This is a genomic window from Haloimpatiens massiliensis (genome assembly GCF_900184255.1).
GTDB lineage: Bacteria > Bacillota > Clostridia > Clostridiales > Clostridiaceae > Haloimpatiens > Haloimpatiens massiliensis.
In genome coordinates, this window is the sequence record NZ_LT854639.1 from 94235 (window position 1) to 109835 (window position 15601).

The window sequence follows — 15601 nt, forward strand, 5'->3', positions numbered from 1 at the left end:
TTTATAATAATGTTAATTAATAGTCAAATTAATAAATTAAAGAAAAACTGTAAAAGAGCAATATATTTAAGGTGTAACTATTAATGTGTAAAGGTTTTTACTAAATTTAAGTTTATAAAAAATTAATATAAAATTCAATTCAAAAATAAAAGGAGGGCTAAATAATGGGAATTAGCACTATACAAATTATATTAGTATTCATAGTTGCATGTATCGCTGGTATGGGTAGTGTTTTAGATGAATTTCAAACCCATAGACCGCTAGTAGCGTGTACATTAATAGGACTTATATTGGGAGACTTAAAGACAGGTATTATAATAGGTGGAACTCTTGAAATGATGGCTTTAGGCTGGATGAATATAGGAGCGGCTATGGCACCAGATGCAGCTCTTGCTAGTATTATTTCCACTATAATAGTTATAGCAGGAAAGCAAAGCATAGGAGCTGGTATAGCAGTAGCAATTCCAATAGCAGCTGCTGGTCAAGTTTTAACTATATTTGCAAGAACTATAACAGTCGTATTCCAGCACAGAGCTGACAGATATGCTGAAGAAGGGAATCTTGCAGGAATAGATAGATGTCATATAGGAGCTTTATTAATACAAGCATTACGTGTGGCAATACCATCACTTTTAGTAGCTATGTTCGTTGGAACAAATGTAGTTCAAAATATGCTTAGTGCAATACCAGATTGGATTACTGGAGGACTTGGGGTTGCCGGTGGATTCATAGTAGTTGTTGGATATGCCATGGTTATAAATATGATGGAAGCAAAATACTTAATGCCATTCTTCTTCTTAGGTTTTGTAGTGGCAGCATTTACAAACTTTAACTTAGTTGCTCTAGGAATTTTAGGAACAGTGTTTGCTATAGTATATATTCAATTAAATCCAAAATACAACAAAGTAGAAGTGGCATCAGCGCCAGCGGGAGCCGTACAATCAAATTTAGATGATGATTTAGACGATGAATTAGATTAGGAAGAAGGAGGGTTTAGAATGGAAAATTATAAGGATTTAGAAAAGAAAATAACTAAAAAAGATCGTATAAATATGTTCATTCGTTCAAATTTTCACCAAGGTTCTTGGAACTTTGAAAGAATGCAAGCTTTAGGATATTGTTTTTCAATGATACCAATAATAAAAAGATTATACGAAGGTGAAGAGAGAAAGAAAGCATTAAAAAGACACTTAGAATTCTTCAATACGCAACCATTCGTAACAGCTCCAATTCTTGGAGTTACATCAGCTATGGAAGAGCAAAGAGCTAATGGAGCTGACATAGACGATGGTGTTATAAATGGTGTAAAGATAGGACTTATGGGACCTTTAGCAGGAGTTGGAGATCCAATATTCTGGGGAACTTTAAGACCAGTAGTTGCAGCACTTGGTGCATCAATAGCTATGGGTGGAAGCATACTTGGACCTTTACTATTCTTCCTATTATTTAACGTAGTTCGTTTAGGATTTAGATGGTATGGAATAGAGTATGGATATAAAAAGGGTACTGATATAGTTAAAGACATGGGTGGAAACAGACTTCAAAAATTAACAGAAGGAGCTTCAATACTTGGATTATTCGTAATGGGAGCGCTAGTAAGTAAATGGACTACTGTAAACATACCAGTAGTCATATCAAGAATAACTAATCAACAAGGTAAAGTTGTTGAAACTACAGTTCAAGGTATACTAGATCAATTATTACCAGGATTAGTACCATTACTATTAACATTCTTATGTATGAAACTTTTAAAGAAAAAAGTAAATCCAATTTGGATAATATTTGGATTGTTTGCAATAGGTATAATAGGATTCAAACTTGGCTGGTTAGCATAGTCAATAATTTGAAGAAAGGGCTGGAAGTAAAATTCTGGCCCCTTTTTTCAGTTTATAATTGTTTTAGAGTCTTTTTTAGAGTCTTAGTAAAAGTTTTATGATATTATAGTATGATTATCCCACAATAAGGTACAATGTAGTGAAATTATGAAATTTCTCCTCCATGACTTGCATAAAAGCTCGGAACAATAAATTTAAACAGTTCCTTCGCTTCTTATGCAAGTCATTCCAGAGAAATTTCATAATTCAAGTAATATAATGCTTTTTGTGGGTTAATCATAGTATAATATAATTATAGATACAATACGAGGAGTGAGAGATAATGTATCCATTAAAATTTGAAAATTTATATTATGAAAAAATATGGGGTGGAAGGGATTTTGAAAAATTTAGAGATAATCTTCCAGAAGGAAATATAGGTGAAAGCTGGGATATAGCTTGTCATAAAAACGGTACTAGTGTAGTAGCTAATGGAGAATTTAAAGGAACCAGACTAGATGAACTTATAGAAAAATATGAGGAGAAAGTAATAGGAACCAAAATTCATAAAGAGTGGTTTCCTCTTTTAATAAAGCTTATAAATGCAAAAGATAAACTTTCTGTACAGGTACATCCAAATGATACTTATGCAAAAGAAGTAGAAGGTGAAATGGGAAAAACAGAAGTTTGGTACGTGGTGGAGGCTTTTGAAGGAGCTAATTTGGTAGTGGGAACAAAAGAACACTGTACCAAAGAAGAGTTTCAAAAGGCTGTGGAAAATGGAAACTTAGACAAATATATGAACAGAATACCTGTTAAAAAAGGAGAGGTTTACTTTGTAAAAAGTGGACTTATCCATGCCATAGGAGAAGGAGTTATAATAGCTGAAATACAGCAAAACAGTGATACTACATACAGAGTCTATGACTACAACAGAGGAAGAGAGCTACACATAGAAAAAGCTCTAGATGTTATAGACTTAAACTTACAAGGAAAGAAAAGAGACGGAATAAAAGTTAAAAAAGAAGGGTATGAAAAGACCTATTTATGCCTTTGCAAAGATTTCTCTTTAGAGTTATATAATATAGAAAAACAATGTATGGAAAAAAGTAATGAAGAAAGATTTTTTGCTTTTACCTGTGTAGAAGGTAATGGAGAAATATTATATAAAGAAGGAAAAGAAAACATAAAACAAGGAGATAGCATTTTAATACCTGCTTTCCTTGGGGATTACACTTTAAAGGGGAAAATGAAACTTTTAAAAAGTTATCTTCCAAATATAGAAGAAGTAGAAAAAGAAATTTTAACAGAAATAGAGTAGAAAAAAGTATCATAAACCCCTATAGAATATGGTTACTTTCATACAATTATGTTAAAATTGAGATATAAGGTAAAATAAAATAGAATTTTTATGAAAACATAGGAAAAGTATTTGAAAATTATTAATTCCTAATATTCAGAAAAATTCAAAAGTGGTATAATAGTACAAATGGGTATTATTTTGGAGGGATTCTATGGTAACTTTTATAATAGTACTAAATGTAATTTTGGCTATTATATGTGCTACTTTTATATTTAAAAAATTTGTATTTCAATTTAAAGGCAGTGATAACGGATTTAAAAATATGGTATATATAGGGTTTTTAATAGTGGCTTTAATTTGCACATTAAACGGCGTATGGCAGGGGAGTGCTACTAAAGGGCAAATGGATTATTTGAAAATTACTAAAGAGATACCCGTAGAGGAAAGAATAATTATAGAATCCCACATAGAATTTGGAAAAAATAGCATTATTATAAGTACTTTGGTTGGATTTGTTTCGCTAGTTGTTAGCTATGGTGTATTTAAAAATATTCAAAAAGAGATAAAGAACAATATAGGAAAACCAAAGAAAAAGTGGCGTTGGGATGAAATAAATGATAAAAAATAAATGTATATATTATATATACAAAAGGGTTTTTCATAGTGATTGGGGTGAAAATTTATGATTGATCTTTTGATGATTTTAAATTTAATTCTTATACTGGTATCCATAGTATTTTTTGTTAGAAGTTTTATAATAAAATATGTAGCTAGCTATAATGATATCAAAAACATATTATTTATAGGACTGATAGTGGCTTGCTTGCTTTTAAGCATAAATGGTGTTGTGAAGTGTGCTGAAGCTAATGAGTTAAAGGAAATAATAAAGCTTCAAGGTGAGTTTTTAGAGGATAGAACTATAAAGATGCTTAATAATAACATAGTGAAAATGATAAAGAGTATGATAAAGACTATATCTATAGGATATGGATGCTTACTAGCAACAATTTTATTGACATTTAACTTTAAAATAGAATTTAAAAGAGAACTGGCAAAGCCAAAGTATAAATGGGATTGGAGCAGAATAATTTTAAAAAGAAATTAAAATATAAACTCACTGCTTTGAAGGTATTCTTTAAAACCACTGCTATTTGTGTGCTTGGTAATTTATAAATTACAAAAAGTTATTGGATATACCAAGAATCTCTCGCTTAGGCGTTATAAATTAAGGGGGAGTTCAACTAGGCATTTGTAGGTTATATCTCTACCCGCAAATGCTTGTTTTGTTTTTAGTTATAATAATTAAAAGTGGGGGAAAATTATGAACGGGGCACAACTTAAATTAATGGCCATAATAATTATGTTAATAGATCACACAGGAGCATTGCTTTTTCCAAAAGTGCGCATTTTAAGAGTCATAGGAAGATTAGCGTTCCCTATTTTTGCTTATTTCATAAGTGAAGGGTATATAAAAACAAGTAATGTTAAAAAATACCAAAAAAGGCTCCTTGTGTTTGCACTTATATCTCAAATACCTTTTTATTTAGCTTTTAAAAATGTACTTTATTTAAATATATTCTTTACGTTATTTTTAGGGCTTTATGCTATAAAAGTTTATGACGAAAAGGGAAGTATAAGTATTATATGGATTATTGGTATTTTGGCACAAATAATTAACACAGACTATGGATTATATGGAGTATTTACTATATACCTTTTTTATAAATACCATGAAGATTTTAAAACTATGGCAAAGAAACAGGTGTTTTTAAATGTAATATTTGTGTCAGTTATATTTTTAATAACTATTTTAAGTGCGTTTAATAAAGGAAAAGATGGCACGTGGATTTTTATGACATTGATAGGAGTGAGTATGCAGGCAGTTTCTCTAGTATCATTATTTTTTATAAAAAGATATAATGGTGAAAGAGGTAGAAGTATGAAATATCTATTTTATGGATTTTATCCTGTGCATCTTATGATATTATGGATGATTAAAAGTATAGTATAATGAATTAGGCACATTCAAATAAATAATAAGTTAGTATGCTAGTTTATTTTTCGTCATACTGCATCAGCAGAACCCGCCCATTATCACCAAAGGCGGAATCTGCTTCCTTGTCTGGCACAAAATATACCAGCATCTTTGATTTGTTATTTTTTTCATGTACCTTAAGTGAAGGAAGGATTAAGATGAGAGCTACTATAAACTTAGAATTAAAACAACCTATAAAGCTACCTATTCAGTACAATCATATAATAAATGGAGCTATATTGAATTGGTTACGAAATGTAGGAGAGAACAAATTTATTCATGATGAAGAATTTAAAAAAAATGTGAAAAATCATAAATTATATACTTTCTCAAAGCTTCAAGGAAAATTTACTATGGACGTTAAGAATAAAAAAATAACTTATTATAGTGGAGTGAATTTACTTATATCTTCTTACGATGATAAATTTCTTTCAAATATAGTAAATTCATTGGTAATGAAGGAAAGTATGAATGTATTAAATCAAGAAATAAAAATAGATAACATAGAAACCTCACTTTATTCTGTAACTGGAGAGGAAATAAGGGTGTATACAAAATCACCTGTAACTGTATATAGTACATTTAAGGAAGAGGAAAAAAACAAAACACGTTATTATAGTCCTTATGAAAAAGAATTCAGCGAAATAATAAGAAAAAATTTAATAAATAAGTATAAATCATATTATGGCAAGTTGCCAGAGGACAACAGATTCTCTATAGAACTTTTAAGTAGGAAAAAACCTAAGGAAAGTGTAATTATATATAGGGGAATAGTGATAAAAGGCTGGAGTGGAGAATTTGTAATGAGGGGCAGTAAAGAGCTTTTAAATTTAGCTTACCAAGCAGGTATAGGAGCTAAAAATTCTCAAGGATTTGGATGCGTAGAACTTATAGAGAACTAAAACCTAGTAATGTAATTATGTTCAGACAGATCAGCGAGTAATGATGTGTAGAAATTATAGGTAGCTAAAACATTTAACAATTTTATATGTAAAATTTGCTGTGAGTTAAAATTTTTTAAAGTTTTAGATTATTGATAATTAAAAAACATAAGTAAAATGACATTTTAGCATTAAAAAATGTGAAATATGTATAATAGAGGGTATGTAAAGGGAGGATTTGCGTTGAATAGAGTGATTTTTCATGTAGATGTAAATTCCGCCTTTTTATCATGGGAGGCGGTGGAGAGGCTTAAGAATGAAGGAGGACAGGATATAAGGGAAATTCCCTCAGTGGTAGCAGGAGATCCTAGAAGTAGAAGGGGAGTGGTACTTGCTAAGTCTCAGATGGCTAAGGAATTTGGCATCAAAACAGGAGAACCCCTATACTGGGCTGTTCAAAAATGTCCTTCCATTATAATAGTTCCTCCGCATCATGAAATGTATCTTAGATACAGTAGGGATATGCTGAAAATATTGCAAAGTTACACTCCTCTAGTGGAAAGATACTCCATAGACGAGTGTTTTTGTGATTTTACAAACATGGTAAAAGGTAAAAATGAAACTTTAGATTTAGCTTATAAGATAAAAGACCATATAAAAAATGCACTAGGATTTACTGTGAATGTTGGAGTTTCAACAAATAAGCTTTTGGCTAAGATGGCATCGGATTTTAAAAAACCAGATAGGGTGCATACCTTGTATCCAGAAGAAATAGAAGAAAAAATGTGGCCTCTTCCTGTAGAGGAGCTTTTTATGGTTGGAAAAGCCACAGTGCCAAAGCTACATAAAATGAATATACACACCATAGGGGATTTGGCTAAATATGATGTAAATTTAGTTAGAGATAAGCTTAAAAGTCATGGAGTTACCATTTGGAATTATGCTAGAGGCATTGAAAACTCACCAGTAGATGAGAATTCTAGAGTGAAGTCAAAGGGAATGGGCAACTCTACCACTATTGCTTCAGATGTGCAGGATAGAGAAAATGCACACAAGATTTTAATATCCCTTTGTGAGGAGCTTTGCGTGAGGCTTAGAAAGTCTGAAAATCGCTGCTATGTGGTTTCAGTAAATATAGGACTAAGCGACTTCACTTCATTTTCAAGACAAAAGAAGCTTTTTACCCCTACAGATTCCACCAAGACCATAATGGACGTGGCACTGAAGCTTTTCGATGAGCTTTGGGATGGTGCACCCATTAGAAAATTAGGCATATATCTTTCAGAACTAACAGACCATGAATATTATCAGCCATCTTTTTTTGATATTGAGAAGAATGAAAAACAAAAGGCGCTGGATAGTGCCCTAGATAAGCTTAAAGAAAAGTATGGCAGTGATGTGGTTACTAGGTCGTGTCTTTTGAAGGGGAAGGGAAGTAAGAAGTAAGAAGTAATAAGTAAGAAGTAAGAAGTAAGGAATAATAAGTAATAAGTAATAAGTAATAAGTAAGAAATAATAAGTGATAAGTAAGAGCGGAGAGGGTAGGATGCAAATAATAAATATAAAATAATAAATATCAAACATCAAATATAAATTGCAGGTGGAGAGTTGAGGGGTTTTAAGAGAGACTAGAGGGGTGAAACTTAATTGATCATTGAGCATTGAAAATTGAGCAATGAAAAGGGGTTGAGTTACATGAAAATAGGATATGCTTGTATTCCTTTAACAGTGCCTTACAAGACTACTAGGAGCTTTATGATAAGAAACTTTTCTGAGGATAGATTCTATAAGTGTGTTTCAGAAAATATAGAGGATTTAAAAAACATATTACAGTGTAATGTGAAAAATGGCATATATCTTTTTAGGATAAGTTCAGATATAATTCCCTTTGGAAGTCACAAGATAAATAATATAAAGTGGTGGGAGATTTTTAAAAAGCAGCTAAGTGAAATAGGGCAGTATATAAAGGAGCAGGGGGTAAGGGTTTCCATGCACCCAGGTCAGTATACAGTTTTAAATTCACCTTCCAGCGAGGTTTTAGATAATAGTTTAAGAGACATAGAGTATCATTGCAAATTTTTAGATTCCCTAAAGCTTGATTATACCCACAAAATAGTTTTACACATAGGTGGAGTTTATGGTGATAAAAAGCTTTCCATGAAAAGATTTGTGGATAACTTTCAAAAATTATCGCCAAGTGCTAAGAAAAGACTCATACTGGAAAATGATGACAAGTCCTACAACATAGAAGAAGTTTTAGAAATCTGCAATAAACTAAACATACCTGCGGTATTTGATAATCTTCATCATAGGTTGAACCCACCTGTAAATTGTGAAGACGCTAAAGAGAGAAAAAGGCGTTATAACCAATGTACCTACCATGACACTTATCTAAACCAATCAGACATTAAAGATACAAATGGAGAAGGACTAAAAAACTATCCAGATAGTAAAAATACAGGCAAATGTTCAGGAAATGATAAAAGTGCCATTGAAATAAAATGTGATATAAACAATAACACATATGTATCAGGATTTAGCGATGTTTATATAGATGATATATTTAAAAGAATTAAGGCCACCTGGAAGGAAGAAGATGGTGCCATGAAAATACATTACTCAGATAAAGATACGGATAAAAAAGGTGGATCTCATTCCAAATTTGTTCTAACAGAAAACTTCCTTAATTACTATAAAAAAATAGAAAAATATCAGCCGGACATAATGTTAGAGGTGAAAGACAAGGATATTTCTGCCATAAAATGTGCAAATTTAATATTTAATGAGGGCAAGAGGGGTGTGCTTTATGATGAGTGGGCAAGGTACAAATATCTTGTGATGGAAAAAGCATACGCCCTTTATAAAAAATGCAGTTCTCTAGTGAGAGAAAACTGTTCTCTAAAGGAGTTTTATTCCTTTGTGGATGCGTGCCTTTCAATGCCCTATAACGAAAAAAACTTCAAAAATACAGCTTTTCATATATGGGGGTATTTCAAAGACTGTGCTACAGATAAGGAAAAAAGGGATTTTTTAAATTTAATGGATGAATATAAGGACCCTCAAAAGGTGAAGGAAAAGCTTTATAAATTGGCGGTTAAGTATGAGAGGGAGTACTTGGTTGAGAGTTATTATTTTGCTTATTAGAGATTATAAACTCCAGAAAGTGCAGCATTAAGCAGTATTAATGTGGTACATTTTCTGGAGTTTATTTATTACATTTTATAAGTTCTAGCTGGTAGTTATATAGGTGGGAGATTGTAAAACTAGTTTTTGTGAGAGTTAATGTACATGTCGATGTCCTCTACAATATATGCTTCTCCAGTGGAATGAAGTATATCATAAAAAGATTTAATATAATCAAAAACTCCATTTTCATTAAAAATTTTAAGTGCAGACTTACCACTTATATTATGGGCTTGTTTATAACTTTCAAGACAAAATACTGTAAAATCTATAATATTCTTCATTATTTATCACCTCATATTTCAGGGAAATTTATTTTCCCTTGGTGTAATTCTTCTAAAAACATATCTAAAAGTTTTTCAGTGCTGTATTGCCAAAGTTTGGTTTCCTCTTTTTCTAATAGTTCATATAGTTGGGATGAATATAATTTTTCGATGGCACCTTCATCAGATAAATTTAATTTTATAGCAATTTTTTCTACTAGATCTGCCGATATTATTGGAAGTACCGCATTAAACTTAATTTTATCCATTTCTATTACCTCCTAAATCTTCATAATAATCAAATAAACAGTATTTCAATGATTTATGGGTATGAAATAGTATCTGGTTGAAAAGTTTTTCTATTTTTAATTTTTTTAAGGCAGTTTCTTTGTCTAATACACCAGTTTCAAATAATTTTACAGTAAGATATACATTATCGTCAGCTACAGGGCCAATTATAACATCATACTCCTGAGAAATTTCCTTGCCTCTTCTATTTGCGGTTATAAAATCTAACCATTTTTCATCAGCATATTTAAATTCTATTATTTTAAGTTCCTGTTGTGCTTTTTCTATATCAAAGTTGTATACTGACAAAAATTTTTTAACAGTATTATTTCTTAAACTAACCTTTTCTGCCCAACGGATGGCCTGTTCCTTATTACTTGTTGTATAAAAGCCTATGCCAAAATCAAGCAATCTATTACTTTGTAAAATTTTGGGGTTTTCAACAATAACATCACTGCCGTGATATATTTTCACTTAAATCCCTCCTATTTTTTAGTATATATAGCTAATAATATTTTATCCTATTAATACGCTTTAATCAATTGGTATAGTAACTGTTACTTGTTGGCTAAAGTTTGCTGAGATGGGAGACGTTGTTTTCAATTAAACTAAATTCATAATGGAATTTAGGAGGGAAAAAAGAATACATATAGAAGTAAATAATGTATTAAATGTAAAAAAATAAAATAAAGCAAGTGTTTACTGGTACATAGAATGGGGGAAATGGGGCTATGAAGAAAATATATAAGATAGTAATAATAATTATAGCTGTTATAGCTTTAATTGCAGGGGGACTTTACGGATATAAAAGGTACCAAATGTATAAAAGTTATAAGGAAGATGCGGTATTTTTGTTAGATTTTTTAGAGGATAATTATCCTTATTTTCAGGTTAAGGAAAAAGTTTTGGGTTATAAATTTTTAGATCATAAGGAGGAGTTTATAAGGAAGGTAGCTAGGTCCAAGGATGACTTAGACTTTTATAAAAATATAGATGAGATAATATGTTCATTACAAAATGCACATACTGCGATTACTAATGATCCGTATTTCCTAGAAGAACTAAAAAATGAAGATGTTGAGAAAAAGATGGAGTATTGGATAGATATGGTAGTTAAAAGTATTTATATTCCAGATATTAGATGTAAGTATGTTGAGGGGAAGTATATAGTAGATAAGTCTAGGAATAGAGATATACCGGTGGGCAGCATTATTACCAAATTTAATGGAAAAGAAATAAATGATTATATACAATCAAAAAAAGAAACATAATTCCTATTTCAATAATCATTTAAGGCAGATTAATTCATCAGAAGTACCTAAGAATAATTATAACTTAGAGGGCTTTAAAGTATTTAAACAAACGCAAAATATTGAGCCATATAAAGACTCAATAAAATTTAAAGGAAAAATATATATACTAGTTATCTTCCAAACAGCAAATTAGTAGTACAAATGCCACCAGCTTTTACTATAAGTGACGATGGTACAGTGAACGAGGAAATCCATACTGAGCCAGATATTTATATAGAGCAAAGTTTGGAAGATTATAAAAAATTTCTAAAATCAGGACTGCAGGATATAACTAGGAGTGAGTATGATACGGTTTATAGGAAAACTTTAGAAATGATAAAAAAAATCACGTTGGAATAAAATATGAAGATACTTATATATTAATAAATGTCTCTGGTTGCGCCACGGAGATATTTATTTTATGATTAACTCAAAATAAGGTATAATTCAGGTAATGAAATACTTTTTGTGGGTTAATCATACTTATAAAACTGAAAAAGATAAAAGGGGAAATGTAAAAATGAAAATTATAAAACCTAGGATTGCTGAGGGGTTAGAAAATACCGACGATCTACTGAAGTTAATATCACAAAGCAAAATTGATGAATCAGATATTACCTATAAGCATATAAAGGGAGTAAGTTTTTCGGGGGTTGATTTCTCTGACATTTGTTTTAAACAGGTTATTTTTGAGAACTGCCGATTAATACAATGCTCTTTTGATAAAAGTACATTTATGGATACTGTTTTTAAATGCTGTGATTTGTCTAATAGTAATTTTAGCAATGGTTATTTTAATCGTTGTGAGTTTATTGATATAAAAGGGATGGGTACAAATTTTATAGAAAGCAGCATTTTTAATGTATCAATTATAGACAGTAATCTAAAGTATTCCAATTTTGATTCTGTAAATTTTGATAAAATTGCCATCTCGCAAAGTGACTTAACGGAATCATTGATTACTCAGTGCAAATTAAAATCATCTTCCTTTAATAAGGTTCAATTTATTGGAACAAACTTTTTTAAAACATCTTTAAAAGGAATTGATTTTACTTCAAGCCAGCTGGAGGGCATCGTTATATCCTCAGAAGCAGTAGAGTTAAAGGGCGCAGTTGTAAATATGTATCAGGCAGCGGATTTGGCGAAGATGTTGGGGGTAGTGGTGAAGTGAGTAGAGAGATGGTACTTCAAAGGGGAAAAAAACACATTGCGAGTTAACAAGATAAAGTGTTGACTATGCTTTTCAATTTTTATAATGATGCATTTAAATAATTGTTAAAATTTTATGTGGATATACACAAAATGTATTAGATTAGAATAATACAAAATTATTTAGTAAAGATATTTACCAGGTGAAAATTGTAATGAGTAGTGTGTAAGGTATTGATATAAGAGGCGTTGCACTATATTTAGTGTGTGATATAATAAAATTAAGAAACGGTTGGTAAATTTTCGTGGGAATCGTTGTATATCAGTAAATGGAGGTATTTTACTAAAGATTGGAATGGCTTAAAATCAGTGGTTGAACATTAACATAAGATGTATTTAAATTTCTCCTTTCTACATTTTAGATAAGGGGATTTATCGTTGAACATTAACATAAGATGTATTTAAATGAAAGAGGCTTAGGAGAATACATATTAACAGTTACAGTTGAACATTAACATAAGATGTATTTAAATCCCATTTGTACTATAGAATCAGCTAGTAATTTTTGTTGAACATTAACATAAGATGTATTTAAATTAATAATGAAAAACAAAAAATAGACGGATATACAAGTTGAACATTAACATAAGATGTATTTAAATTTAAGGATACAGCATACTTCTTAAGTCATTACTATGTTGAACATTAACATAAGATGTATTTAAATGATAAATATTATGTAGGAATAACAAGGCAAGAAAGTTGAACATTAACATAAGATGTATTTAAATTTTCTGGACTATTCCATGCTTTTTCTACTGCTATAAGTTGAACATTAACATAAGATGTATTTAAATAGCAGTACTAAAAGGAAAAAAGAGACCACAGTTATTAGTTGAACATTAACATAAGATGTATTTAAATACTAAATCTTCCGCATAACCTTTTGTTACCCACCATGTTGAACATTAACATAAGATGTATTTAAATCTAGCAAGTATTCCACCTTTACCATCTGTTCCTATGTTGAACATTAACATAAGATGTATTTAAATGCAATTTGTATTAAAAGATCTTTATCTGGAAATCTAGTTGAACATTAACATAAGATGTATTTAAATAGTATATGAGACTAATGATCCAGTAGCTAGTTGGACGTTGAACATTAACATAAGATGTATTTAAATCATTAAAATCTTTCTTTTATTTAGTGTTGTTATCTGTTGAACATTAACATAAGATGTATTTAAATTAACTTAGCTTCTTGGGGGAGTTAAGTTATTTTTTTGTTGAACATTAACATAAGATGTATTTAAATACGGATATTTTTCCATAGGATTTTCGCTATTCCATGTTGAACATTAACATAAGATGTATTTAAATCAACCCTAGTGTACAAGCCATTTGTAAGGGTTTTTGTTGAACATTAACATAAGATGTATTTAAATCAAAAGAAAATTATGAGCCTGCAACTATAGAAGTTGGTTGAACATTAACATAAGATGTATTTAAATCAGGATTTATATTTGCGCTGCTGTTTTAGGTATAATGTTGAACATTAACATAAGATGTATTTAAATCCAGCGAATGTAATATGTGTATATGATGGTATAGGGTTGAACATTAACATAAGATGTATTTAAATAATAAGTTAGGGTGGATTGATATGTTAGAAATAGGTTGAACATTAACATAAGATGTATTTAAATAAACATTCCTTTTGATTTATTATGAGCTCTGGTCTGTTGAACATTAACATAAGATGTATTTAAATGTAAAACAAAAGAAAGTACTTACATGGTGGCTACCCAGTTGAACATTAACATAAGATGTATTTAAATTATTATTCTCCATTCATTTTCATAAGACCATTCATTGTTGAACATTAACATAAGATGTATTTAAATTTGGTGTAATTTTGTAAAGTAGAATAATTGTGAAAGTTGAACATTAACATAAGATGTATTTAAATTCTACTGCAGCCTTAAGTAAGTCTTTGTCTACTTCTGTTGAACATTAACATAAGATGTATTTAAATGAGGAAAAAAACAAAATATAGAAGTCATCTGCAACTGTTGAACATTAACATAAGATGTATTTAAATGTAATAAACTTGTAAAATCCTTTTATTCCATCTACTGTTGAACATTAACATAAGATGTATTTAAATATTTTTAGAGTCTTACGATTTAACAGATGAAGAAAGTTGAACATTAACATAAGATGTATTTAAATTCTTTACTATCCGCTCTATATTTTCTACCATGTAAGTTGAACATTAACATAAGATGTATTTAAATATATATCGTTTGTTTAATTCTCCTTTTATGACCTTAGTTGAACATTAACATAAGATGTATTTAAATCCCCAAACATTGTAAATTTTAATCTTAGAATCTTTGTTGAACATTAACATAAGATGTATTTAAATATCGCCACTAAGGCTTTGTTTAAATGCCTGTTTATGTTGAACATTAACATAAGATGTATTTAAATTTTTTGCACCTCCAAAATTAAAAGAGCCTGCAATGCGTTGAACATTAACATAAGATGTATTTAAATTATATGAGCAAAGCACAAGTAACATTTGCAAAAGAGTTGAACATTAACATAAGATGTATTTAAATACATGTTTTTTAACTTTTCCGGTATTGCAACACCTGTTGAACATTAACATAAGATGTATTTAAATGGCACAATTTCAAATTGGGAAGTATTATATTGTGTAGTTGAACATTAACATAAGATGTATTTAAATTTCTCAACAATAGGTAATAGATTAAACAATATCGAGTTGAACATTAACATAAGATGTATTTAAATGATAAAGAAGCTCCGCACATATTAGAAGGTAAAATGTTGAACATTAACATAAGATGTATTTAAATGATCTCGTTTTAATAGTAAATCCATTTGACTATTAGTTGAACATTAACATAAGATGTATTTAAATCGGAGCAGTATCTGTTTATAATTTACGCCAAATAGAAGTTGAACATTAACATAAGATGTATTTAAATATCCAATTATACCCTTTGTAATAACAACCATTAGACGTTGAACATTAACATAAGATGTATTTAAATTATAGAAACTAAAATAACAATATGCTGTGTACTCCTGTTGAACATTAACATAAGATGTATTTAAATATATTTAACAAAATATTTACGATAAAACATGAATAAGTTGAACATTAACATAAGATGTATTTAAATCAAGTAATGGATAAAACTTTAAATAAAATATGCTGCAGTTGAACATTAACATAAGATGTATTTAAATAGTTGTTAGCGTGGAAGGTCTACACAGAACGAATCCGTTGAACATTAACATAAGATGTATTTAAATTTCCTCTTAATCGAACGACTGCACAACCTTCCATGTTGAACA

The 15601-nt window shown here is 29.9% G+C and carries 15 protein-coding genes and 1 CRISPR repeat array (1 of these 16 only partly in view); of the genes, 12 read left to right on the plus strand and 3 right to left on the minus strand.

What is annotated here, in order from left to right; all coding sequences use genetic code 11:
- Window positions 1–170 precede the first annotated feature (170 nt).
- The 9 genes from C1715_RS06000 to uvsE all read left to right on the plus strand — a co-directional run bounded on the left by C1715_RS06000 (window position 171) and on the right by uvsE (window position 9177).
- The gene (locus C1715_RS06000; protein ID WP_341457743.1) at window positions 171–980 is read left to right on the plus strand and encodes a PTS mannose/fructose/sorbose transporter subunit IIC; all 810 of its coding nucleotides are present in this window, start codon (window positions 171–173) and stop codon (window positions 978–980) included.
- Between the two features lie 18 nt (window positions 981–998).
- A complete protein-coding gene (gene manZ / locus C1715_RS06005) occupies window positions 999–1835 on the plus strand; it encodes a PTS mannose transporter subunit IID (protein WP_102399678.1) in 837 nt (278 codons plus the stop codon).
- Window positions 1836–2157: 322 nt separating this feature from the next.
- On the plus strand, window positions 2158–3135 hold the full coding sequence (locus C1715_RS06010) for a type I phosphomannose isomerase catalytic subunit (RefSeq protein WP_102399679.1): 978 nt from the start codon (window positions 2158–2160) through the stop codon (window positions 3133–3135).
- 193 nt (window positions 3136–3328) lie between these two features.
- A complete protein-coding gene (locus C1715_RS06015; RefSeq protein ID WP_102399680.1) occupies window positions 3329–3745 on the plus strand; it encodes a hypothetical protein in 417 nt (138 codons plus the stop codon).
- A gap of 54 nt (window positions 3746–3799) precedes the next feature.
- Entirely contained in the window at window positions 3800–4222 is a 423-nt protein-coding gene (locus tag C1715_RS06020) for a hypothetical protein (RefSeq protein WP_102399681.1), read from the plus strand.
- Between the two features lie 216 nt (window positions 4223–4438).
- The gene (locus C1715_RS06025; protein ID WP_102399682.1) at window positions 4439–5128 is read left to right on the plus strand and encodes a TraX family protein; all 690 of its coding nucleotides are present in this window, start codon (window positions 4439–4441) and stop codon (window positions 5126–5128) included.
- Window positions 5129–5310: 182 nt separating this feature from the next.
- A complete protein-coding gene (gene cas6 / locus C1715_RS06030) occupies window positions 5311–6054 on the plus strand; it encodes a CRISPR-associated endoribonuclease Cas6 (protein WP_180964008.1) in 744 nt (247 codons plus the stop codon).
- 222 nt (window positions 6055–6276) lie between these two features.
- A complete protein-coding gene (locus C1715_RS06035) occupies window positions 6277–7479 on the plus strand; it encodes a Y-family DNA polymerase (protein ID WP_102399684.1) in 1203 nt (400 codons plus the stop codon).
- Between the two features lie 249 nt (window positions 7480–7728).
- Window positions 7729–9177: a UV DNA damage repair endonuclease UvsE gene (gene uvsE / locus C1715_RS06045; RefSeq protein WP_102399686.1), complete on the plus strand. Its 1449-nt coding sequence runs from the start codon at window positions 7729–7731 to the stop codon at window positions 9175–9177.
- Between the two features lie 119 nt (window positions 9178–9296).
- Here the strand turns inward: uvsE and C1715_RS06050 are convergent, their stop codons facing one another.
- From C1715_RS06050 to C1715_RS06060, 3 genes are read right to left on the minus strand one after another with little or no spacing between them, the layout of a single operon-like run.
- On the minus strand, window positions 9297–9500 hold the full coding sequence (locus C1715_RS06050; protein WP_035294921.1) for a DUF3791 domain-containing protein: 204 nt from the start codon (window positions 9498–9500) through the stop codon (window positions 9297–9299).
- 11 nt (window positions 9501–9511) lie between these two features.
- The gene (locus C1715_RS06055; RefSeq protein ID WP_035294919.1) at window positions 9512–9748 is read right to left on the minus strand and encodes a hypothetical protein; all 237 of its coding nucleotides are present in this window, start codon (window positions 9746–9748) and stop codon (window positions 9512–9514) included.
- Window positions 9741–10241: a DUF3990 domain-containing protein gene (locus C1715_RS06060; protein WP_102399687.1), complete on the minus strand. Its 501-nt coding sequence runs from the start codon at window positions 10239–10241 to the stop codon at window positions 9741–9743. The genes C1715_RS06055 and C1715_RS06060 overlap by 8 nt, the downstream gene beginning before the upstream one ends.
- A 257-nt stretch (window positions 10242–10498) precedes the next feature.
- On the opposite strand from C1715_RS06060, the gene C1715_RS06065 reads away from it, so the two are divergent.
- The 3 genes from C1715_RS06065 to C1715_RS06080 all read left to right on the plus strand — a co-directional run bounded on the left by C1715_RS06065 (window position 10499) and on the right by C1715_RS06080 (window position 12230).
- Entirely contained in the window at window positions 10499–11038 is a 540-nt protein-coding gene (locus C1715_RS06065; RefSeq protein ID WP_102399688.1) for a hypothetical protein, read from the plus strand.
- 183 nt (window positions 11039–11221) lie between these two features.
- Window positions 11222–11419 (plus strand): hypothetical protein, encoded by a 198-nt coding sequence (locus C1715_RS06075; RefSeq protein ID WP_102399690.1) that lies wholly within the window; start codon window positions 11222–11224, stop codon window positions 11417–11419.
- A 160-nt stretch (window positions 11420–11579) separates the two neighbouring features.
- On the plus strand, window positions 11580–12230 hold the full coding sequence (locus tag C1715_RS06080; protein WP_207654965.1) for a pentapeptide repeat-containing protein: 651 nt from the start codon (window positions 11580–11582) through the stop codon (window positions 12228–12230).
- A 350-nt stretch (window positions 12231–12580) separates the two neighbouring features.
- Window positions 12581–15601: direct repeats of the CRISPR family, unit length 30 nt; unit sequence GTTGAACATTAACATAAGATGTATTTAAAT (it continues 4017 nt past the right edge of the window).

Excerpts from the sequence above, each read along its gene's own strand:
- manZ (WP_102399678.1), top strand. The coding sequence starts at position 999 with ATGGAAAATTATAAGGATTTAGAAAAGAAAATAACTAAAAAAGATCGT.
- C1715_RS06010 (WP_102399679.1), top strand. The coding sequence starts at position 2,158 with ATGTATCCATTAAAATTTGAAAATTTATATTATGAAAAAATATGGGGT.
- C1715_RS06015 (WP_102399680.1), top strand. The coding sequence starts at position 3,329 with ATGGTAACTTTTATAATAGTACTAAATGTAATTTTGGCTATTATATGT.
- C1715_RS06020 (WP_102399681.1), top strand. The coding sequence starts at position 3,800 with ATGATTGATCTTTTGATGATTTTAAATTTAATTCTTATACTGGTATCC.
- C1715_RS06025 (WP_102399682.1), top strand. The coding sequence starts at position 4,439 with ATGAACGGGGCACAACTTAAATTAATGGCCATAATAATTATGTTAATA.
- cas6 (WP_180964008.1), top strand. The coding sequence starts at position 5,311 with ATGAGAGCTACTATAAACTTAGAATTAAAACAACCTATAAAGCTACCT.
- uvsE (WP_102399686.1), top strand. The coding sequence starts at position 7,729 with ATGAAAATAGGATATGCTTGTATTCCTTTAACAGTGCCTTACAAGACT.
- C1715_RS06050 (WP_035294921.1), bottom strand. The coding sequence starts at position 9,500 with ATGAAGAATATTATAGATTTTACAGTATTTTGTCTTGAAAGTTATAAA.
- C1715_RS06055 (WP_035294919.1), bottom strand. The coding sequence starts at position 9,748 with ATGGATAAAATTAAGTTTAATGCGGTACTTCCAATAATATCGGCAGAT.
- C1715_RS06065 (WP_102399688.1), top strand. The coding sequence starts at position 10,499 with ATGAAGAAAATATATAAGATAGTAATAATAATTATAGCTGTTATAGCT.
- C1715_RS06075 (WP_102399690.1), top strand. The coding sequence starts at position 11,222 with ATGCCACCAGCTTTTACTATAAGTGACGATGGTACAGTGAACGAGGAA.
- C1715_RS06080 (WP_207654965.1), top strand. The coding sequence starts at position 11,580 with ATGAAAATTATAAAACCTAGGATTGCTGAGGGGTTAGAAAATACCGAC.